This is a genomic window from Aldersonia sp. NBC_00410, assembly GCF_026342035.1.
GTDB lineage: Bacteria > Actinomycetota > Actinomycetes > Mycobacteriales > Mycobacteriaceae > Aldersonia.
Genome location: NZ_JAPENM010000006.1, coordinates 1 through 20,271, shown reverse-complemented (window position 1 = coordinate 20,271; position 20,271 = coordinate 1). Strand labels below are relative to the sequence as shown.

Genomic DNA, 20,271 nt, shown 5'->3' with positions numbered 1-20,271 from the left:
ACAGCGCGAGGCGAATTGGGGGACGGACGATGGGCGCCGAGGTTTGCGTCGACCCAGCTGCGCTGCGCGCGGTCGCACCCCGTTTCGTCGAATTGGCCGATGCGGTCGAATCGGCGCAACGGAACCTGTCATCGGCACTGGCTGCCGAGGGCGAATGCTGGGGCGCCGATGAGAGCGGCCAGTCGTTCGCGCAGAGCTATGTCGGTGACGTAGCGCCCACCGTCGACACGGTCGCCAAGCTCGCACAGGTGCTGACGTCGATGCGGGACCGCATGGTGCACACGGCGGACAACTACGACGACACCGACACCCAATTCGGCGGCGCGCTCGACGGGTCGATGTAGTGGGTATAGAAATACCCGGCTGGCTTCGGTCGGTCGCGTCGGTGGCGGTCGGCTCGGACTGGCCGGACGGCGACGAAACCGCGATGCGCCGACTGGCCGATTCCTGGGTCGGCACCGCGAGCGCGCTCAACCAGCTCGACGGCGAGGCGGCCGAGGCAATGTCGAAGGCGCTCGTCACCATCGAGGGCGACACGCACGACGCGATGGCGGATTTCTGGCGGCAGATCGGCGGCGACGGCGCGGTTGGCCAGCTCATCGAGGTATGCGAGCACCTCGCCGACACGCTCGACAAGGGCGCCACCGATATCGAGCACGCCAAGCTCATGATCATCGCTGCGCTCACGATCCTGGCCGCGGAATTGGCTGCCGCTGCAGCGACGCTCGTCATCTCGCTCGGTACCAGTGCGGCAGCCGGGGCCGCCGCGGAGGCGGCCACGCAGGTCACCGTCCGGATGATCATTCGAGAGCTTGTCCAAAAGCTGCTCGCGCAACTCACCATGCAGGCCGCGAAGCAGCTGGCACTCGCGGCCGGCCGGCACGCGCTCATCGGTGCGCTCACGCAGGGTGGGCTCGACGCGGGAATCCAGGGCTGGCAGGCGGCGACCGGGCGCCGAGACGACCTCGACATGGCTTCGATCGGCAAGTCGGCGCTGTCGGGTGCGGTGGACGAGGTCGTATCCAGTGGCGTCAGCAGCGGCCTCGGCGGCCTCGTGCCCGATGGTGCCGCACCGTTGACCCGGATGGCAGAGCACGCCGGGGTTGGCGCCACTGCCGGTGCCGCGGGCTCTGTCGCATCCACCGCGGCGACCGGGGACGAGGTGAACTGGCAGACGTTGACCTCCGGCGCGGTCGGCGGTGGCGTCGGTGGCGCGCGCGAAGGTGCGGGCGGACTCGAGACGACCAATCCACCTGGTGGCCATATCGATTCATCAGATGCCACAAATCCCGCAGGCACCCAGCAGCATTCGCCGACACCGGAACCGGCCGGGCATGGCTCCGAGCCCGCGGTGACGACCACACCCGAGACGCAATCCACACCGACGGATCATGCGGTCGCCGCCCAAACCCCGGCAACGCGCGATGTGGACACCACACCGTCCGAACCGGTTCGTACCGGCACGACCGAGCCCGGTCCCGAGACAGGCGGCTCGACCGACCCGGCACGGACACACGCCAGTTCCGCCGCCAACACCGCACCCCCCACCGCGCCGACGTCCGCTCCGACATCGACATCGACATTGACACCCTCGGGCGAAACCCCCTCCGGCGCCGCGACATCACCGTCCGCCGGTCCGACCTCCGCGCCGCACGCGCCACCAACCGCGGCAACCGGGGCACCGAGTTCGCCTGTTCCTACAGGCTTTTCGCCGAGCACCTCGTCGCCGGTCACCTCGAATCCCGGGTCGAGCGCTCCCCCGCCGGCCGCCGGTAATCCGGCGGTCGCCCCGGTGCACGCAACGAACGCACCGCCCGCAGCGCAATCGCCGCAGCCCAGCGCCGGCCCGACCGCCCGGCCCGAGGTGGTCCGACCGCCGGAGACACCCGCGGACGCACGTCAGGCGCCGGCGCGAGCCCCGGAGCCGGCCCGCGCCGCCGCCATGCCGCACGTCGCGGCGGTGGTACCACTGGGGACGGACACTCCCCGCCAAGCCGCTGTCAATGGTCACGGCGGCAACAATGGCGGACCGCCGGACCAACCACCGATTGGGGATCCTTCGGTCAACGGTGGAACACCCGAGCCGCGCTATGTCGACCTCGCCGATGGCACTCGACACCGGGTGTGGGCCTCCCGGGAACAGTTGCAAGCCTTGCAATCTCGTTTCGAAGCGGCGTATGCGTGGCTGGCCGACCGGGGGTTGACCCGAGACGACATCCAGCCGCTGCTCGTGCAGGAGGCGGGCTGGCTGAACGGGCATGATCGGGAACTGGTGCACGGTTTCCGGAACGCATTCCCGGATTTGGTCGAGGGCGAGCCGCTGCAGAAGGTCACGCATGAGGCAGATGCTGAAGCGAGGCAAAACAACTCGACGAGTTACCACCCGGGCAGCGTGCGGGGTTCGGTTACGTCCGCCGCCGATACCGCGACACTGACCACACCCGAAAGCATCTTCGACGCCCTCGCGCTCGACTATGACGGGTCACCATTGTCGCCGGATAGACCGGTCTTTGCCATGCGGTTCGATCTGGACAGCCACGACAACCTGCACATACCCGACGGTCAACTCTCTGAACTCGCCGGACACGGACCGAGTTTCGATCCGGGGTACGCATACCCGTTCACCGGCACCGGATTCACAGCGAGCGATACTCACACCGTCCCCGAGTACTTCCTCGGCGAAGCCGAGCGCATGAACCCAGGCGCCGAAATGTATCGGATCGACCCCGACGGCTCCGAAACGCTCGTAGCGGTACTGTCGCCAGAGAAGAAGTGGATCGGAGTAGTGAGTTGACATCAATTCGCCCGAAGATCAGCGGCGAATACGCCGCCTGGCGTGGCAATTCGTACTTCGCAGAACATCTACGAGATACCGTTCTCCTTTACTCGTCGAGTCCCGACCTGCCGGAGGGTTTCGAGCCGTCGGGCTTCGCCTGGTTTGTGGGCCAGCGCCGAGTCCCGGTCGGTGAAGTCGATCGACTCACCAGAGTGAAGACGACCTGCACGTATCGCGGCGAGCCCTTCGAGATAACTCGTCTCGTCGGCGACACCGCATACCTCGCGTACATCGGCCGAGATCTCGACAAGGTCGTGCGGTGGGACGGCATGGAGCGGCCGGATAAGTACGACATCTACGGCGAAGCACCCCTCGGCGATCTCGCCGACTTCCAAGAAACCGCGACCGAGATCCCGCTACCCGGACAGGAGCCCCGATGACTGCCCCGCCCCCGAAACCTATTTGGCAGCGGGTTATTTCGGTGATCGAGGGCGATCAGCTGCGCGCCAATGCGGTGTCGCCGTACTTCAGCGGACTGCCCGACGTGGTGAATGGGTTCGTGACACTGGCCATGCATGCGATGCAGGTGACCGGCGCGAGGGCGCTGTATCACGCACTGCGGTTGGACTATCCCGGTTCGCATTTCAAGCCCGAGGAGCCCTTGTACGCGCTGCGGTTCACCACCGACGCGGTCGCCAGCGCCTACGTCACCGACAAGCCGTTGGCGCGCAGCATCGGGAAGGCGGGCGGCGTCGACCTCGGTTACGGACCGCCCTATCTCGGCAACGGGTTCACCGGCGGCGAGAACTACAACCTGCCCGAGTATTGGATGATCGACGGCGTGCTCGATCCCGGCGCCGAGCTGTGGTTCATCCCCACCGAGGGCGAGGAGCAACTCGCCGCGATCCTCACCGGCAACAAGGAATGGGTGGGGGTGACCGGCTTTGGCAATTGAACGCCCGCGGGCCACCGGGTTCTATGCGACCTTCGAGGGCCGCGAGTATCACGCCACCACCTCCGACGCGAACGTCGTGCTGCGCGTCTACGACGGTGAGGACGTCCCGGCCGGATTCAGCACGTCGGCCATTCCCACCGTCGCCGGAATCAAGACCGTCGCACGCGCCGCGGTCGAGAAGCTGGTCTATGTGAAGTCCATGTGCAAATGGCAGGGCGAGCCGTTCAGCATCGTCGCCGTCGACGGCACCTTCCTCTACGTCTTCTACCTCGGCGAAAAGGGCGACTGGATGGTCGGGCAGCCCGGCATGTACCGCACCGGCAAACTCGAGACCTGCGGCTACCTCGAACCCTCGGCCTGCGACGAGATCGTCGAGTTCGTCAACCCCGTCCCGACTGCCTGAGCCGGGCCGCACTCACGGCGCCATCGGGTGACGCATGCTGCATGGCTGTGACGCGGTGACCTACGGCGCGGCTTTTGGTCGGCGACGTGCGCGTGACCTACGCTGCACTCCCAATGAGCGTGCGCGTAATCGGCCCGGTGTTGCTGACCGCAGCCCTGATTGGGCTGGGGTGCGCTGCCGCGACGGCGCAGCCGGACAACAGCACCGTCACCAGCACGCCGTTCACGAGTCCGAATACCGACGCCTGCCCGTTCCAACGCGCACCCGCCCCGGCCATCGACCTATCCGAGGTACCTGCGCCGGGCAATCCGACACCGACCCCACTCGCGGTTCCGGCCGACCCGGTCGGCGGGGATGAGCTCGGCGGGTGCGGTGTGGTCACGCCCGATGGTGCGCCGCCCGTGCCGGCCGACATCTCGGCCACGTCATGGGTGGTATCCGACCTCGATACCGGCCAAGTCCTCGCGGCGAAGGACCCCCACGGGCGCTACCGGCCCGCGAGCACGATCAAGATCCTGCTCTCCCTGGTGGCCCTGCGCGAGCTCGACCTGAACAAGACGGTGACCGGCACGATCGAAGACTCCGAGGTGGAAGGCACCCGCGTCGGTATCGGCCCGGGCGGTCAGTACACCAACCGGCAACTCATGCACGCGCTGGTGATGGCATCGGGCAACGACGCCGCACACGCGGTCGCCACGCAACTCGGCGGCGACGCCGCGACCGTGGCGAAAATGAACGACCTCGCGAAGTCGCTCGGCGCCCGCGACACCCGCGCGGCCACACCCGCGGGCCTGGACGGCCCGGGGATGTCGTCGTCGGCCTACGATCTGGCGCTGCTATTCCGTGAAGCGATGCGCATCCCGACGTTCGCCGAACTGGTGCACACCGAGCAGGCGGAGTTCCCCGGGTACCCGGCCGACCCTCGCATCCCGGACGACAAGGACCATCCGCCGTTCGCGATCGCGAACGACAATCAGTTGCTCTACAACTACGACGGCGCCCTCGGCGGGAAGACCGGATTCACCGACGACGCCCGCCACACCTTCGTTGCCGGCGCCGAACGCGACGGCCGGCGGCTGTCCGTCACCCTGATGGCCGCCGATGTCCGGCCCATTCGGCCCTGGGAGCAGGGCGCCCACCTGCTCGACTACGGATTCGGTCTCGACCGGGACGCGACAATTGGCACCCTGTCCGTCGTCGGTGAGCGCCGTACCGACGGTGGTGCAGGTCGTACCGACGATGGCGGCCCGACGAAGACCGACTCCTGGCCGAACGGCTCGGCGGCCACGCTCGCCGCGCCGCCCATCACTGCCCCGGAAGAAGCTGCATCCGACACGGCCGCCGACACCGATGCCGTCAGGCTTGCCGTGCTGTTCGGTGGGTCGCTGTTGGTCCTCGTGCTGGTCGTGGTGGCCGCGGCTCTGTCGCGCAAGCGCCGCTGACACCGTCGTCAGGAGACCATGAGCGAACTCGGCCCGAACTCGTTGTTGTGGCGCTACCTCGGCGACCGGCGCTTCGTACTCACGCTGCCCCGTGCCGTCACCTTGCAGATGCTGCACCCCGCAATCGCGGCCGCGACCGCCGAGTACTCCCTGACCCCGACTCGCCTCTGGCTGCACAAGAAGCGCACCGTCCCGCAATTGGTCGGAATGGCGTATTCGCAGAAGGAGACGAAGCACTTCATGCGGTACGCACACGAACACATGAAGGGCCGAGATGATCGAGGCAATCGGTACCACGCGCTGAACCCGGAACTCTTCTTTTTCCAACATGCCACCTACGTCGACACCTTGGTCACGATGATCACCACGTTCATCCGCCCGCTCGCATCCGACGAACTCGAGCAGCTCTATCAGGAGACCTGCACGTGGTATCGCAAGTACGGGATATCCGACCGAATGGTGCCGGCCACGTGGGGTGAATTCGACGGCTACTTCGACGATGCCTGCCGATCCCAACTGCGCGTGAGTGAGCATTTCGAGCAGTACCGGTCGCAGGTCCTCAGCCCGAACGACTGGTCGGTGCGGTCGATTCCGCGCCCCGTCGTCCGGGCGCTCCAGCACGATCGAGCACGCGAGTTGCTCGGCATCACCGTGAGCCGCGCCGATCGAAATGCACTATGGGCCTACGCATATTCCCGTCGTGCCGGGGCGGTGGTGCCCTCGATCAGGATGAGTTCCCGAGCACGCCAGGCCATGCGCGAGGCCGAAACCGTCGCGTCGACGAACTGAGCACGAGCAGCGACTCAGCGGCCGCCGACCAAGAAAAACCGCTACTTGCGCCGGCGCAGTTCGGACAGACCGAGCACGGCGAGCGCACCCGCCCCGACGAGCGCGGCCCCCTCGGCGAACGACGGTCCACCACGCACCGCGAGGCGCGGCGCGATCACCGCACCGGCCGGTGGTGGGACCGGAACCAACGCCAGGTTTTCTGGCGCCGTGGCCGCCCAGGCCGTCGAGAACAGCACGATCCGCGCGGTGAAATAGGCGAAGACCATGATGCCGATGATCGGACCGAATGCGACCCCGGCCGGGCTGTGCAGCACCTTGTCCAGGTAAACGACACCGACCTGTTTGAACACCTCGAACGCCACGGCCGCGATCAACGCCGCCCGCACCGCACTCGCCAAAGTGACCGGCTCGCGCGGCATTCGGGCGATCACCCAGACCATGACCGCCCAGGACGCCGCGATACCGACGAGGATCCCGGCCACCCGCAGGACGACACCGACCCCGGTCACATCGTCGAGGTTGAGCCAGTCGAGCAACTGTCGCAGCACGGCACCGGAACCGAGCGCCGAGACCGCGAACGAGATCACGAGAGCAATGCCGAGCCCGGCGAGCGCGCCCAGATCGCGAACCTTCGTCATCACGAATTTGCCCTTTTCGTGCTCCTGGTCCCACTGTGCGGTCAACGCGGCGCGCAGGTTGTTCATCCAACCGAGCCCGGAGTAAAGCGCGATGAGCAGACCGATGGCGCCCACGCTGGCGCGCGAATTGATGGCCTGATCGATGATGTCGTTGAGTTGCTGGCCCATATCGCCGGGCGCGTTCTCGGTGATCTTGTTCTGCGCGTCGGTGAGCAGGCTTTCGTTGCCCGCGAGGACGAACCCGGCCACGGCGAAACCGACCATCAGCAGCGGGAACAACGACAGCACCGTGAAATAGGTGATGCCGGCGGCGTAGTGGTCACCGCGCTGCTGCTGATATCGCTCCCACGCTCGCAGGACATGGTCGATCCAGTGCCGCTCGCGCAGTCGTTGCAGCGTCGCCTTGACGTCGGGTATAGGTCTCACCCCTTCGGGGCCAGGAACCCCACTCGTTCGTACACCGTGTCGAGCGTGCGAGACGCGATCTCGCGGGCCCGGTCCGCGCCGTGCGCGAGGATCCGGTCCAGCTCCGCCTCGTCCGACAGGAAATGTTCCACCTTTTGTTGTAAGGGAAACACGAACTCGCCGAGCGCGTCGGCGACGTCGCCTTTCAGATCGCCGTAGCCCTTGCCTGCATAGTCGGCTTCCAGCGTCACGATCGGCCGGTCGGTGAGCGAGGCGAGGATGACCAGCAGGTTGCTCACGCCGGCCTTGTTGGCCGGGTCGTAGCGGACTTCGCGCTCGGTGTCGGTGACCGCGGACCGGATCTTCTTCGCCGAGATTTTCGGGTCGTCGAGAAGGTTGATCAGGCCGGCGTCCGAGGCGGCGGATTTGCTCATCTTCGACGTCGGGTCCTGCAGGTCGTAGATCTTCGCCGTGTCCTTGATGATGTAGGCCTCGGGGACAAGGAACGTCTTCTTGTACCGCGAGTTGAACCGCTGCGCCAGGTCGCGGGTGAGCTCGAGGTGCTGGCGCTGATCCTCGCCGACCGGCACCAACTGCGGCCGGTAGAGCAGGATGTCGGCGGCCTGCAGGATCGGATAGGTGAACAGGCCGACGCTGGCGTTGTCGCTGCCCTGCCTGGCGGCCTTGTCCTTGAACTGGGTCATCCGGCTGGCCTCACCGAAACCGGTGATGCAGTTGAGCACCCAGGCGAGCTGTGCATGCTCGGGCACCTGGCTCTGCACGAAAAGGGTCGAGCGCTCCGCGTCGATGCCGAGTGCGAGCAGCTGCGCCGCGGCGATCCGGGTGCGCTTGCGCAGCGCCTTCGGATCCTGCGGCACGGTGATCGCGTGCAGGTCGGGGATGAAGTAGAAGGCCTCGTTGTCGTTCTGCAGATCAACCCAGTACCGCAGTGCGCCAAGCAGGTTGCCCAGGTGGAACGAGTCCGCGGTGGGCTGGATACCGGAAAGGACGCGGGGCTTGGCAGCTGCGGGAGTGGACATGGTCACCGATTTTTCCACGTCACCGACCACAGCCCACTCAGCGGTACTGGACAGTCACCGGGGCGTGGTCGGACCAGCGCTGATCGTAGGCAGGCGCGCGTTCCACGGTGGCCTGCTTCGCACGCTCGGCCAGCCCGGGAGTCGCCATGTGGTAGTCGATGCGCCAGCCCGCGTCGTTGTCGAACGCGCGGCCGCGATAGGACCACCACGAATACGGCCCGGCGACGTCGGGATACAGCCGCCGCACGACGTCGACCAGCACCGCTCCAGGCCCGATCAACCCGTCGAGCCAGGCCCGCTCGTCGGGAAGGAACCCCGAGGACTTCAGGTTCGACTTCCACGCGGCGATGTCGGCCTCGGCGTGCGCGATGTTCCAGTCCCCGCATACCAGCAGCTCGCGGCCGACCGCCTGCAGTTGGGCGACCCGGGCCGTCAAGTGCGCGGCGAAGGCGTCCATGAATCGGTACTTCGCGTCCTGCCGTTCGGTCCCCACGTCACCGGAGGGCACGTAGACGCTGGCCACCGCGACCGGTCCGAAATCGGCCTCGAGGTATCGGCACGACGCGGCGAACTCACCGTCGCCGAAGCCGACCCGCACCGCCTCGGGGCGCTGCCTGGACAGGATCGCGACCCCGCTGCGCCCCTTCGCCTCGGGCTCGGCGCCGACCAGGTGCCAGCCGCGCGCGACCGCCGGCGCCAGCGCGGCCTGCGCCTGCTCCTCGGTGGCCCGAGTCTCCTGCAGCGCAACGACGTCGGCGGTCGTGCTGTCGAGCCAGCCGAGCAGGCCTTTGCGCGCGGCCGCGCGGATTCCGTTGACGTTCACGGTGGAAACGATCAGAGGCACGGTCGCAAACCCTAACCGGCGACGGTGACAGGCTCTGCCGTGGCACGCACCCCGCCGCGCCCGCGCAGCGCGAAGGCGAGCACCACCAGGCCGGCCACCGCGAGCAGCGCGCCGACCGCGGCGGGCGCGGTGTAACCGAGCCCGGCCGCGATGACCAGGCCGCCGAGCCAGGCACCGCCGGCGTTGGCGATGTTGAGCGCGGCGTGATTCAGCGATGCGGCAAGCGTCTGCGCGTCGGCGGCGACGTCCATCAGCCGGGTCTGCAGGCCGGGCACGAGCGCGGTGCCGGCGACCGCGATGGCGAACAGCACGACGACCGCGGTGATCGGGTTGTGCGCGGCGACGATGAACAGCGCGAGCACCACGATGAGCGCGACGAGAACGGCGAACAATCCGGGGACCAGCGCGCGGTCGGCGAGCCACCCGCCGAACAGGTTGCCGACCACCATCCCGGTGCCGTAGATCATCAGCACCATCGGCACCAGGCTCGACGGCAGTCCCGCGACGTCGGTCAGCGTCGTGCTGACGTAGGTGTAGACGGCGAACATCCCGCCGAAGCCGACGGTGCCGACCGCGAGGGTGAACCACACCTGGTTGCGCCGAAGCGCCCCGAGTTCGGTGGCCGGGTTGGTGGCCTTGAAGCCGTGCAATTCGGGCACGAAGCGCCACAGCGCCGCGACCGTCACGGCGCCGATCACGGTGACGATGCCGAACGCGCTGCGCCAGCCGAACTGCTGGCCCGCCCAGGCCGCGACGGGCACCCCGATCACGTTTGCGACGCTGAGTCCGAGCATGACCAGCGCGACCGCCTTGGCCCGTTTGCCCACCGGCGCGAGTGACGCTGCGGCCAGCCCCGCCACGCCGAAGTAGGCGCCGTGCGGCAGGCCGGCGATGAAGCGTGACGCCATCAGTGCGCCGTAACCGGGCGCGAAGACGGTCGCGGCGTTGCCGATGGTGAACGCCACCATCAGCGCGACCAGCAGGATCTTGCGCGGTACGCGGGCGGTCAGCGCCGCGATGACCGGCGCGCCGACGACGACGCCGAGCGCGTAGGCGGAGATGACGTGTCCTGCGGTCGGCTCGGAGATGTCGAGGCCGGTCGCGATGTCGGGCAGCAGGCCCATTGCGACGAACTCCGTGGTGCCGATCCCGAAACCCCCGAGCGCGAGCGCCACCATCGCCCGCTTGGCCCATCCGGTGCGGGCGGCACCGTCGGTGGGCCCGTCGGACGCGGTCTGTTCGGCGGTCACGGACCCGTGCTCGAGAGTTTCGGCCATATCTTCGGCCAACAACACGGCCGCCCGTCGATCTTCCCGGATGCGGCGGTGAAGTCCATCACCGCCGCATCGGGGGCAACGTCAGGTGAGCGCCTTCTGCAGGTTCTCGTCGAGTGCGCCGAGGAATTCCTCGGTGGACAGATAGCCCTGATCGCCGCCGACGAGCGCCGCGAGGTCCTTGGTCATCTGCCCGCCCTCGACGGTCTTGATGACCACGTCTTCGAGCGCTTGCGCGAAGCCGATCACCTCGGGGGTGCTGTCCAGCTTTCCGCGATGCTCGAGGCCGCGCGTCCACGCGAAGATCGATGCGATCGGGTTGGTCGAGGTCGGCTTACCCTGCTGGTGCTGGCGGAAATGCCGGGTGACGGTGCCGTGCGCCGCCTCAGCCTCGCAGGTCTGGCCGTCCGGGGTGAGCAGCACCGACGTCATCAGGCCGAGCGAACCGAAGCCCTGCGCCACGGTGTCGGACTGCACGTCGCCGTCATAGTTCTTGCAGGCCCAGACGTAGCCGCCCTCCCATTTCATGGAGGAGGCGACCATGTCGTCGATGAGCCGGTGCTCATAGGTGAGCCCGGCCGCCTCGAACTGGGTCTGGAACTCGGTGTCGTAGATCTCCTGGAACGTGTCCTTGAATTGGCCGTCGTAGGCCTTCAGGATGGTGTTCTTGGTCGACAGGTACACCGGGTAGTTCTGCTGCAGGCCGTAGTTGAGCGAGGCCCGCGCGAAGTCGATGATCGACTGCGTGAAGTTGTACTGCGTCTGCACCACGCCGCCGAGGCTCTCCTCGGTGAAGCGCACCACCTCGTGCTGGATCGGCTCGCTGCCGTCTTCCGGTGTGTAGGTGACCGTGATCGTGCCGGGTCCGGGCACCTTGAAATCGGTGGCGCGGTACTGGTCGCCGAAGGCGTGGCGGCCGATGATGATCGGCTTGGTCCAGCCCGGCACCAGACGCGGCACGTTGGAGATGATGATCGGGGCACGGAAGATGGTGCCGCCCAGAATGTTTCGGATGGTCCCGTTCGGAGACCGCCACATCTTCTTGAGACCGAATTCCTCGACGCGCGCCTCGTCCGGGGTGATGGTCGCGCACTTGACACCCACGCCGTGTTTCTTGATGGCGTTGGCGGCGTCGATCGTCACCTGGTCGTCGGTTTCGTCGCGATACTCGATGCCCAGGTCGTAGTACTCGAGGTTGACGTCGAGATACGGGTGGATCAGCTTGTCCTTGATGAACTGCCAGATGATCCGCGTCATCTCGTCGCCATCGAGTTCGACGACCGTGCCTTCGACCTTGATCTTGGTCATGGGTGCTTCGCGTCCTCCTGAATCCGTTACGCAGAGGAAGGTTCCCTCGCCTGCGGCCGCGAGAGACCCCCTTGTAGGAGGTCGCAGCCGTCAACAGACAAACTAGTACTCCGCGTCTATCCGCGTAGCAGTCGGCGTCTGCAGTTGTCATTGTCGGCCTTCGCCGAGGTGTCATTGTCGGCCTCCGCCGAGGGCGGAAATACAGCATCCCTACTCAACCTCGCATAAGCATCTCGAGACTACTGCCGCGCAGTGGGCGACGCAGGTTTAGTGGGGCGGTCCCGGAGAACGGTGTTAGCGATCCGGGCCCGTGTGCAGATGCCTATTACGTTGGGCCACGCCAGATGGTTAAACTTCGCACCAGGTCATGAGTGCCAGCGCCAAGCCCCGGCTCGCTGGTCGGCAACCCTCCTTCCGCGGTGGGGTGCTCCGGGTGATGACCTGGTTGTTCGGCGGTCGAGATGTTTCCGCCGAGAGCAAGCGCGGTCCGTGTGGGGACGGACCAAGCCCCTACGGAGGTGCTTTTCCATGTGTTGTTGTCGCCGCTGACCGAGCCCAACCCCCACCTGCACACTTCAACGCCAGCGGAGAATTCCATGTCCGAGAACGCCGACCTGAACCTTCCCGACGACCTGACCGTCCCGGCCGACCCGACCGCGAACTGGTCGTTCGAAACCAAGCAAGTCCACGTGGGCCAGATCCCCGACAGCAGCACCAATGCCCGCGCGCTGCCGATCTACCAGACCACGTCCTACACCTTCAACAGCACCGAGCACGCCGCCGCGCTGTTCGGGCTTGCCGAGCCGGGCAACATCTACACCCGGATCATGAACCCGACGCAGGACGCCGTCGAGCAGCGCGTCGCCTCGCTCGAGGGTGGCGTCGCCGCACTGCTGCTTTCCTCGGGGCAGGCCGCCGAGACGTTCGCGATCCTCAACATCGCCAACGCGGGCGACCACATCGTGTCCAGCCCGCGACTGTACGGCGGCACGTACAACCTGTTCCACTACAGCCTGCCCAAGCTCGGCATCGAGGTCTCCTTCGTCGAAGACCCCGACGATCTCGAGCAGTGGAAGGCCGCGGTCCAGCCGAACACGAAGGCGTTCTACGCGGAGACGATCTCCAATCCGAAGAACGACATCCTCGACATTCCCGGTGTCTCCGCGGTCGCGCACGAGGCCGGTGTGCCGCTCATCGTCGACAACACGGTGGCCACTCCCTACCTGATCCAACCGTTCGCGCACGGTGCCGACATCGTCGTGCACTCCGCGACGAAGTACCTCGGTGGGCACGGCTCGGCGATCGCCGGTGTGCTCGTCGACGGCGGCACGTTCGACTGGACGGTGACCGACGCGGACGGCAAGCCCCGCTTCCCCGGCTTCACCGAGCCCGACCCGAGCTACCACGGTGTGGTGTTCGCCGATCTGGGTGCGCCGGCGTTCGCGCTGAAGGCCAGGGTGCAGCTGCTGCGCGATCTCGGATCGGCGATCTCGCCGTTCAACGCTTTCCTGATCAGCCAGGGCCTGGAAACGCTCAGCTTGCGCGTCGAACGGCACGTGAGCAACGCCAAGGCGGTCGCCGAATACCTGGAGGCACACCGGGCCGTCACGTCGGTCGCCTACGCCGGGCTGCCGACGTCACCGTGGTACGAACGCGGAAAGGTCATCGCCCCGTGCGGCGCGGGTGCGATCGTCGCGTTCGAACTCGTCGGCGGCGTCGATGCGGGCAAGCGATTCGTGGATGCTCTGGTGTTGCACAGCCATGTCGCTAACATCGGTGATGTGCGCTCGCTCGTGATCCACCCCGCCTCCACGACCCATTCGCAGCTGACCCCAGAGGAACAGCTGGCGTCCGGAGTCACGCCGGGGCTCGTCCGCCTGGCCGTCGGGATCGAAGGAATCGACGACATCATCGCGGACCTCGAATCTGGATTCGCGGCGGTGGTATGACAGTGACAGCCATGCTCGATCCCACCCGCCCGACCGGAGCGGCCCTGCCGGCCCCCGACGGCACTCTCGGCCACATCTCGATCGGCGACCTGCGCCTCGAGTCCGGGGAGGTCATTCCGGACGTCACGCTCGCCGTCCAGCGCTGGGGTGAGCTGTCACCGACGCGCGACAATCTCGTCCTGGTCGAACACGCGTTGACGGGTGATTCGCACGTGACCGGTCCGGCCGGTCCGAATCATCCGTCGCCGGGCTGGTGGGAGGGCATGGTTGGTTCTGGACAGCCGCTCGATACCGACGAGTGGTGCGTCCTGGCGACGAACGTGCTCGGCGGCTGCCGTGGCACCACCGGGCCGCAGTCTCCGGCACCGGACGGCGAACCGTGGGGCTCGCGATTTCCCCTCATCTCGATCCGCGATCAGGTCGCGGCCGAGATCGCCTTGGCGGATGTGCTCGGCATCGAACGGCTGGCGTCGGTGGTGGGCGGCTCGATGGGCGGCATGCGGGTGCTCGAGTGGATGATCACCGTGCCCGAGCGGGTCGGCAGTGCTCTGGTGCTCGCGGTCGGCCCGCGCGCCACCGCGGACCAGATCGGTACCCAGACCATCCAGATCGCGGTCATTCAGGCCGACCCGGACTGGCAGGGTGGCGACTACCACGGCACCGGGCGAACCCCGACGACCGGTTTGGGCATCGCCCGCCGCATGGCGCACCTGACCTACCGCACCGATTTCGAACTCGACAACCGGTTCGAGAACTCGGCGCAGGATAGTGAGGACCCGACGCGGGGGGGCCGCTATGCGGTGCAGAGCTACCTCGACCACCAGGCGGACAAGTTGATCGCACGGTTCGACCCGTCGACATACGTCCTGCTCACCGAGGCACTCAATCGGCACGATGTGGGCCGCGGGCGCGGTGGCGTCGCCGCCGCGCTGGCGGCTACGCCGGTACCGACGGTCGTCGCGGGCATCGACTCCGATCGGCTCTATCCGCTGCGCACGGTGCGGGAGATCGCCGACGGCCTGCCCGGTTGCGAGGGGCTCGAGGTGATCGCGTCCAAGGACGGGCACGACGGCTTCCTCACCGAGGAGGTGCCGGTCGCCAAGCTCGTCGGCCGGACGATGGAACTGGCTCGGCTGGGGCTCGCACGCTGATCCGCTAGTCGCTGCCGAGCGGGTCGATCGAGGTTGCGAGCGCGACGATGATCGATCCGACGGTGAGCAGCGCCGCGGTGTCGAATGTGCGGCTACGCACGGCGAGCAGACCGGCCTGATCGTCGGTCAGGACCGCCCGGCAGGCGCCCGCCAGCAGGGTGGCCACCCCGAACACGGTCGCGCCACGGCGCCAGCGATCGGAGATCACCAATGCGGCGGCGACCAGGATGACGGCCAGCACGGCCAGCATCGGCAGGTTTGCCCGCAACCGCGCGGTCAATTCGCCGAACCTGCCAGTGTGCGTTCGGCGCGCTCGACGACGTTGGTGAGTAGGAACGCCCGAGTCAGTGGTCCGATACCGCCGGGGTTCGGTGAGACGAAGCCGGCAACGTCCCAGACGTCCGCGGCGACGTCACCGCGCAACCCCTCCTCGGTACGGCTGACGCCCACATCGAGCACCGCCGCACCGGGCCGGACCATGTCGGCGGTGATCAGCCCCGGCACACCGGCCGCAGCCACAATGATGTCCGCGCGCCGGACCACCGCGGCGAGATCGCGGGTGCCGGTGTGGCAGAGCGTGACGGTGGCGTTCTCACTGCGCCGGGTCAGCAACAACCCGAGCGGGCGACCGACGGTGACACCGCGCCCGACGATCGCGACGTGCGCACCGTTGATCGGGATTTCGTAGCGCCGCAGCAGGTGCACGATGCCGCGCGGGGTGCACGGCAGTGGCGCGGTCTCGTTGAGTACGAGGCGACCGAGGTTGACCGGGTGCAGGCCGTCGGCGTCCTTGTCCGGGTCGATTCGCTCCAGCGCCGCGTTCTCGTCGAGATGGCGCGGCAGCGGCAGTTGCACGATGTAGCCGGTGCAGTCCGGGTTCGCGTTGAGCTCGTCGATCGTGTCGTTGAGTTGCTCGGTCGTGGTATCCGCCGGCAGATCACGGCGCATCGAGGTGATGCCGACCTTCGCGCAATCGTTGTGCTTACCGCGCACGTAGGCCGCCGAACCGGGGTCGTCACCGACGAGCACCGTGCCGAGTCCCGGCGTGATGCCCACCGCACGCAGTTTCGCTACCCGCTCCGCGAGGTCGACGAAGATCTCGTCGCGGGTCGCCTTACCGTCGAGGATGGTTGCAGTTGCGGTGGATGCGGAGCTGCGTTCGGTCACGGTGCCGATTCTTCCAGACGGCTGCGCCCCGCCGGACGCAAGACGCCGACGACGGCGCGAGGTCAGTCCACCACGAGGCCGTGCGCAGCCGCATAGGCAGCCGCTTGTGGCACTTCGATCCGGGCATGCGTGAGCAGCGCGCCGGTCCAAAGCTGCGGATCGACGTGGGCGCCGCGCAGGTCGGCGAACTCGAGCCGGATACCCGTGGTCCGAGCGCCGTGCATGTCCACCGACTGCAGCTCGGCGCCGCGCAGGTCGGCCTGCACCAGGCTCGCCTCGCGGAACCGGCAGCCGGACAGATCGGCTCCGCGCAGGTTCGCCCCGCGCAGCGTGGCCCGGGTGAAATCGACCCCGTCGAACTCGATAGGCCGCATCCGGCATCCGCGGAAATCCGACCCCAGCATCGAGCAGCTCCGGAACAGGCTGTGCCACAGGATCGTTCCGACGAAGGTGCACCGCCGGAAGGTCGTGGCCAGGTGCCGAGAGCCAGTCATGTCGGCACCGGTGAAGTCGCAGCCGACGAAGGTCACCCGCTCGGTGTGCAACCCGGCGAGGTCCGCCTCGCGGAATGAGACGTGATCGAACCGGCGGTTGCTCCAACGCTGCCCGGCGAGCTGCGCGTCCGAGTAATCGCCCACCACGGTGTGGACATCGCCCGTGATGGTGCCGTCGGGCGAGACGGTCGACATACCGCCATTATCCGCTGCATCGCTGCTGCCGCACCCAAATGTGCCCGACCCGAGATCTGCCGGGGGGTGACAAGCTGTTCGGGTGCTTCACCTGATGTTCTTCGAGCCCCGAATCCCGCCGAACACCGGGAACGCGATCCGGCTTGCAGCGGCGACCGGATGCGCGCTGCACCTCGTGGAGCCGCTCGGCTTCGACCTGAGCGAGCCGAAGCTGCGCCGCGCCGGACTGGATTACCACGACCTCGCCTCGGTGACCGTGCATTCGAGCCTCGCCGCCGCCTGGTCGGCGCTGGCGCCGCAGCGGGTGTTCGCGTTCACCGCGCACGGCACGACGTCGTATGCAGATGTCGCGTACGCCGATGGCGACGTGTTGCTGTTCGGCCCCGAGCCGACCGGGCTGCCGGCGGAAGTGCTCGCCGACCCGCACGTGACCGAGCAGCTACGCATCCCGATGCTGGCCGGTCGGCGCTCGCTGAATCTGTCCAACGCCGCGGCGGTGGCGGTGTACGAGGCGTGGCGCCAGACCGGGTTCGCGGGCGGGCAGTAGTGCTGTGCGCGCGTTCATGAACGGAAGATCTGTTGCGTCGTGAACGGAAGATTTGTTGCGTTGAGCGGAGTGAACGCTTCCGTTCACTCCGCCTGACGCGACGATCTTCCATCCACGATGTGGGATCGGATAGGCCTGGGCCGGGTCAGCGGAAGTCGCGTGACTTGCCGACGATCCGTAGGTCCATTCGCTGCAGGCGGTCGGCCACCACCGTCACCGCGCCCTCGGCGTTCTGCACCTTGCCGCGGATCAGCAGCGCGGGGGCGGACTGCGCGAGCTTGCGGTAACGCGACCACAAACCCACCGAGCACACGACGTTGACCATGCCGGTTTCGTCCTCGAGGTTGATGAAGGTGACGCCGGCCGCGGTCGCCGGTCGCTGCCGGTGCGTCACCGCACCCCCGACAAGTACCCGCTGCCCGTCCGGGACATCGAGCAGCCCGGCTGCGGGTATCACGCCGAGCGCAGCGAGTTGTGGACGCAGAAATTCCGTCGGGTAGACACCCGGTGATATGCCGGTCGCCCAGACGTCCGCGGCGGCAAGTTCGACATCGCTCATCCCCGGCAACGCGGGCGCGGTGGTGGCGGCGCCGAGCCCCGGCAGCCGGTCCGGGCGCTCCCCGGCCGCGGCGCCGGCCGCCCACAGCGCCTCACGGCGATCGATCCCCAGGCTGCCGAGCGCACCCCCGGTCGCCAGCGACTCTGCCTGTGCCACAGTCAGTTCCACCCGACCGGTGAGATCGAGGAATGAGCGGTAGGGACCATCGTCGACACGGGCGGCGACGATCCGTTCGGCGAGTTCGTCGCCGATGTGACGCACCGCGGCGAGTCCGAGTTGCACCTCGGCGCCGCGTTCCCGCAGCGTGGCCTCGGCGAGGCTTGCGTTGATGTCGGGCCCATGCACCAGCACCCCGTGCCTGCGCGCGTCGGCCACCAGCGTCTGCGGCGAATAGAACCCCATCGGCTGGGCGCGCAGCAGGCCTGCGCAGAAGGCCGCAGGGTGGTGCAGTTTGAACCACGAGGAGTAGAACACCAGCGCCGCGAAGCTCTGCGAATGGCTTTCGGGGAAACCGAAATTGGCAAAGGCATAGAGCTTTTCGTAGATCCGGTCGGCCACCTCGTCGGGAATCCCGTGCAGCCGGCGCATGCCCTCGTACAGCCTGCCCTTGATCCGCTCCATCCGCTCGGGCGACCGTTTGGAACCCATTGCCCGGCGCAACTGATCGGCTTCGGCCGCGGAGAACCCCGCGACGTCGATGGCCATCTGCATCAATTGTTCCTGGAACAGCGGCACCCCGAGCGTGCGCTTCAGCGAGTTCTCCAGCGACGGATGGTCGAAGGTCACTGGTTCCAGCTCGTTGCGGCGCCGGATATAGGGGTGCACCGAACCGCCCTGGATCGGGCCGGGCCGGATCAACGCGACCTCGACCACGAGATCGTAGAAGTTGCGCGGCTTGAGCCGGGGCAACGTCGCCATCTGCGCCCGCGACTCGACCTGGAACACGCCCACCGAGTCCGCCCGCTGCAGCATCTCGTAGACGGCCGTTTCGGTCAGGTCGAGCCGAGCAAGGTCGACCTCGATCCCCTTGTGCTCGGCCACCATGTCGATCATGTAGTGCAGTGCCGAGAGCATGCCGAGACCGAGCATGTCGAATTTCACCAGACCCACTGCGGCGCAATCGTCTTTGTCCCACTGCAGCACGGTGCGGTCCGCCATCCGCGCCCATTCCACCGGGCACACGTCGGCGATCGGCCGATCGCAGATCACCATGCCACCGGAGTGGATGCCGAGGTGACGGGGAAAGCCCTCGATCTGCCCGGCGAGCGCGAGCACCTCGTCGGGAATGTCGGTCCCGGCCTCCTGCGCCACCCCGCTCCACCGGCTCACCTGCTTGCTCCAGGCATCCTGCTGGCCTTGGGAAAATCCCAGCGCGCGAGCCACATCGCGGACCGCGGACTTGCCGCGGTAGGTAATGACGTTGGCGACCTGCGCGGCGTACTCCCGGCCGTACTTGTGGTAGACGTGCTGGATCGCCTCCTCGCGCCGGTCCGATTCGATGTCCACGTCGATGTCCGGTGGGCCATCGCGCTCCGGGGAGAGGAACCGCTCGAACAGCAACTCGTTGCGGACCGGGTCCACATTGGTGATGCCGATCGCGTAGCAGACCGCGGAGTTCGCCGCCGATCCTCTTCCCTGGCAGAGGATGTCGTTGTCCTTGCAGAACGAGACGATGTCGTGCACCACCAGGAAATATCCCGGAAAGCCCAGTTCGGCAATGACTTTCAGCTCGTGTTCGAGCTGCCGGTAGGCCTGCGGATTCTCCTCGGACGGGCCGTAGCGGCGGCGAGCGCCACGCTCGGTGAGTTCACGCAACCAGCTGTTTTCGGTGTGCCCGGCGGGGACGTCGAACGGCGGCAGTTGGGGCGCGATGAGCCGCAGATCGAAGGCGCATTCGCGGCCGAGCTCGGCGGCGCCGGGCACCGCCGACGGGTGCGCGGCGAACAGGCGTGCCATCTCCGCGCCGGACCGCAGATGGGCACCACCGACGGGGGCGAGCCAGCCCGCGGCCTCGTCCAGACTCTGTCGCGCCCGGACGGCAGCCATCGTCATCGCCAGCCGTCCCCGGTCCGGTCCGGCGAAATGTGCGCCGGTGGTGGCGATCACCGGCAGCCCCACCCGCCCGGCGAGCTGCGCGAGCACCTCGTTGCGTTCGTCGTCGTCCGGTACCCCGTGGTGGGTGAGTTCCACGCTCACCCGGTCGCGCCCGAACCGCTCGACGAGTTCGCGCAGCGTGCGCTCCGCCGCCCCCGGGCCGTCCGATTCGAGCGCTCGCCGAACGTGTCCTTTCCGGCAGCCGGTCAGGATCTGCCAGTGTTCACCTGCGGCTTCGGTG

Annotated in this window: 19 protein-coding genes and 1 riboswitch; of the genes, 10 read left to right on the top strand and 9 right to left on the bottom strand. The window is 67.5% G+C overall.

What is annotated here, in order from left to right; all coding sequences use genetic code 11:
- The first annotated feature begins 29 nt into the window (after positions 1-29).
- From OG921_RS14930 to OG921_RS14900, 7 genes are all read left to right on the top strand, one after another.
- Positions 30-344, top strand: a complete 315-nt coding sequence (locus OG921_RS14930; RefSeq protein ID WP_266113265.1) for a WXG100 family type VII secretion target — start codon at positions 30-32, stop codon at positions 342-344.
- The gene (locus OG921_RS14925; protein WP_266113264.1) at positions 344-2,794 is read left to right on the top strand and encodes a hypothetical protein; all 2,451 of its coding nucleotides are present in this window, start codon (positions 344-346) and stop codon (positions 2,792-2,794) included. The genes OG921_RS14930 and OG921_RS14925 overlap by 1 nt, the downstream gene beginning before the upstream one ends.
- Positions 2,791-3,216, top strand: coding sequence for a hypothetical protein (locus OG921_RS14920; RefSeq protein WP_266113263.1), 426 nt, complete (start codon positions 2,791-2,793; stop codon positions 3,214-3,216). The genes OG921_RS14925 and OG921_RS14920 overlap by 4 nt, the downstream gene beginning before the upstream one ends.
- Positions 3,213-3,731 (top strand): hypothetical protein, encoded by a 519-nt coding sequence (locus OG921_RS14915; RefSeq protein WP_266113262.1) that lies wholly within the window; start codon positions 3,213-3,215, stop codon positions 3,729-3,731. The genes OG921_RS14920 and OG921_RS14915 overlap by 4 nt, the downstream gene beginning before the upstream one ends.
- A complete protein-coding gene (locus OG921_RS14910) occupies positions 3,721-4,134 on the top strand; it encodes a hypothetical protein (RefSeq protein ID WP_266113261.1) in 414 nt (137 codons plus the stop codon). The genes OG921_RS14915 and OG921_RS14910 overlap by 11 nt, the downstream gene beginning before the upstream one ends.
- A 113-nt stretch (positions 4,135-4,247) precedes the next feature.
- The gene (locus OG921_RS14905; RefSeq protein WP_266113260.1) at positions 4,248-5,576 is read left to right on the top strand and encodes a D-alanyl-D-alanine carboxypeptidase family protein; all 1,329 of its coding nucleotides are present in this window, start codon (positions 4,248-4,250) and stop codon (positions 5,574-5,576) included.
- Between the two features lie 18 nt (positions 5,577-5,594).
- On the top strand, positions 5,595-6,365 hold the full coding sequence (locus OG921_RS14900) for an oxygenase MpaB family protein (RefSeq protein WP_266113259.1): 771 nt from the start codon (positions 5,595-5,597) through the stop codon (positions 6,363-6,365).
- A gap of 41 nt (positions 6,366-6,406) precedes the next feature.
- Here the strand turns inward: OG921_RS14900 and yhjD are convergent, their stop codons facing one another.
- The 5 genes from yhjD to OG921_RS14875 form a co-directional block, all read right to left on the bottom strand.
- Positions 6,407-7,429 carry an inner membrane protein YhjD gene (gene yhjD / locus OG921_RS14895; RefSeq protein WP_266113258.1) on the bottom strand — a complete coding sequence of 341 codons (1,023 nt, stop codon included), beginning with the start codon at positions 7,427-7,429 and terminating at the stop codon, positions 6,407-6,409.
- On the bottom strand, positions 7,426-8,448 hold the full coding sequence (trpS, locus tag OG921_RS14890) for a tryptophan--tRNA ligase (protein WP_266113257.1): 1,023 nt from the start codon (positions 8,446-8,448) through the stop codon (positions 7,426-7,428). Before trpS ends, yhjD begins: the two co-directional genes overlap by 4 nt.
- A gap of 37 nt (positions 8,449-8,485) precedes the next feature.
- On the bottom strand, positions 8,486-9,292 hold the full coding sequence (locus OG921_RS14885) for an exodeoxyribonuclease III (protein WP_266113256.1): 807 nt from the start codon (positions 9,290-9,292) through the stop codon (positions 8,486-8,488).
- An 11-nt stretch (positions 9,293-9,303) separates the two neighbouring features.
- Positions 9,304-10,470, bottom strand: a complete 1,167-nt coding sequence (locus tag OG921_RS14880; RefSeq protein ID WP_266113594.1) for an MFS transporter — start codon at positions 10,468-10,470, stop codon at positions 9,304-9,306.
- A gap of 180 nt (positions 10,471-10,650) precedes the next feature.
- A complete protein-coding gene (locus tag OG921_RS14875) occupies positions 10,651-11,874 on the bottom strand; it encodes an NADP-dependent isocitrate dehydrogenase (protein WP_266113255.1) in 1,224 nt (407 codons plus the stop codon).
- 363 nt (positions 11,875-12,237) lie between these two features.
- Positions 12,238-12,363: riboswitch (SAM riboswitch) on the top strand.
- Positions 12,364-12,470: 107 nt separating this feature from the next.
- Between OG921_RS14875 and OG921_RS14870 the strand changes: the two genes are divergently transcribed.
- Together OG921_RS14870 and OG921_RS14865 are read left to right on the top strand one after the other, a co-directional pair.
- Positions 12,471-13,823, top strand: a complete 1,353-nt coding sequence (locus tag OG921_RS14870; protein ID WP_266113254.1) for a bifunctional o-acetylhomoserine/o-acetylserine sulfhydrylase — start codon at positions 12,471-12,473, stop codon at positions 13,821-13,823.
- Positions 13,820-14,974 carry a homoserine O-acetyltransferase gene (locus tag OG921_RS14865; RefSeq protein WP_266113253.1) on the top strand — a complete coding sequence of 385 codons (1,155 nt, stop codon included), beginning with the start codon at positions 13,820-13,822 and terminating at the stop codon, positions 14,972-14,974. Before OG921_RS14870 ends, OG921_RS14865 begins: the two co-directional genes overlap by 4 nt.
- 4 nt (positions 14,975-14,978) lie before the next feature.
- On the opposite strand, the gene OG921_RS14860 is transcribed toward OG921_RS14865, so the two are convergent.
- The 3 genes from OG921_RS14860 to OG921_RS14850 form a co-directional block, all read right to left on the bottom strand.
- The gene (locus OG921_RS14860) at positions 14,979-15,224 is read right to left on the bottom strand and encodes a DUF3017 domain-containing protein (RefSeq protein WP_266113593.1); all 246 of its coding nucleotides are present in this window, start codon (positions 15,222-15,224) and stop codon (positions 14,979-14,981) included.
- Between the two features lie 26 nt (positions 15,225-15,250).
- Positions 15,251-16,141, bottom strand: a complete 891-nt coding sequence (locus OG921_RS14855; protein ID WP_266113252.1) for a bifunctional methylenetetrahydrofolate dehydrogenase/methenyltetrahydrofolate cyclohydrolase — start codon at positions 16,139-16,141, stop codon at positions 15,251-15,253.
- Between the two features lie 62 nt (positions 16,142-16,203).
- Positions 16,204-16,830, bottom strand: a complete 627-nt coding sequence (locus OG921_RS14850; RefSeq protein WP_266113251.1) for a pentapeptide repeat-containing protein — start codon at positions 16,828-16,830, stop codon at positions 16,204-16,206.
- A gap of 82 nt (positions 16,831-16,912) precedes the next feature.
- On the opposite strand from OG921_RS14850, the gene OG921_RS14845 reads away from it, so the two are divergent.
- Positions 16,913-17,377: a tRNA (cytidine(34)-2'-O)-methyltransferase gene (locus OG921_RS14845; RefSeq protein WP_266113250.1), complete on the top strand. Its 465-nt coding sequence runs from the start codon at positions 16,913-16,915 to the stop codon at positions 17,375-17,377.
- 145 nt (positions 17,378-17,522) lie between these two features.
- Here the strand turns inward: OG921_RS14845 and OG921_RS14840 are convergent.
- On the bottom strand, positions 17,523-20,271 hold a 2,749-nt coding region (locus OG921_RS14840; RefSeq protein WP_266113249.1), incomplete at its 5' end, for an error-prone DNA polymerase.

Bases quoted from the DNA above. Each gene is read 5' to 3' on its own strand.
- OG921_RS14870 (WP_266113254.1), top strand. From the start codon at position 12,471: ATGTCCGAGAACGCCGACCTGAACCTTCCCGACGACCTGACCGTCCCG.
- OG921_RS14915 (WP_266113262.1), top strand. From the start codon at position 3,213: ATGACTGCCCCGCCCCCGAAACCTATTTGGCAGCGGGTTATTTCGGTG.
- trpS (WP_266113257.1), bottom strand. From the start codon at position 8,448: ATGTCCACTCCCGCAGCTGCCAAGCCCCGCGTCCTTTCCGGTATCCAG.
- OG921_RS14905 (WP_266113260.1), top strand. From the start codon at position 4,248: ATGAGCGTGCGCGTAATCGGCCCGGTGTTGCTGACCGCAGCCCTGATT.
- OG921_RS14865 (WP_266113253.1), top strand. From the start codon at position 13,820: ATGACAGTGACAGCCATGCTCGATCCCACCCGCCCGACCGGAGCGGCC.
- OG921_RS14930 (WP_266113265.1), top strand. From the start codon at position 30: ATGGGCGCCGAGGTTTGCGTCGACCCAGCTGCGCTGCGCGCGGTCGCA.
- OG921_RS14880 (WP_266113594.1), bottom strand. From the start codon at position 10,470: ATGGTGGCGCTCGCGCTCGGGGGTTTCGGGATCGGCACCACGGAGTTC.
- OG921_RS14900 (WP_266113259.1), top strand. From the start codon at position 5,595: ATGAGCGAACTCGGCCCGAACTCGTTGTTGTGGCGCTACCTCGGCGAC.
- OG921_RS14860 (WP_266113593.1), bottom strand. From the start codon at position 15,224: ATGCTGGCCGTGCTGGCCGTCATCCTGGTCGCCGCCGCATTGGTGATC.
- OG921_RS14875 (WP_266113255.1), bottom strand. From the start codon at position 11,874: ATGACCAAGATCAAGGTCGAAGGCACGGTCGTCGAACTCGATGGCGAC.
- OG921_RS14850 (WP_266113251.1), bottom strand. From the start codon at position 16,830: ATGTCGACCGTCTCGCCCGACGGCACCATCACGGGCGATGTCCACACC.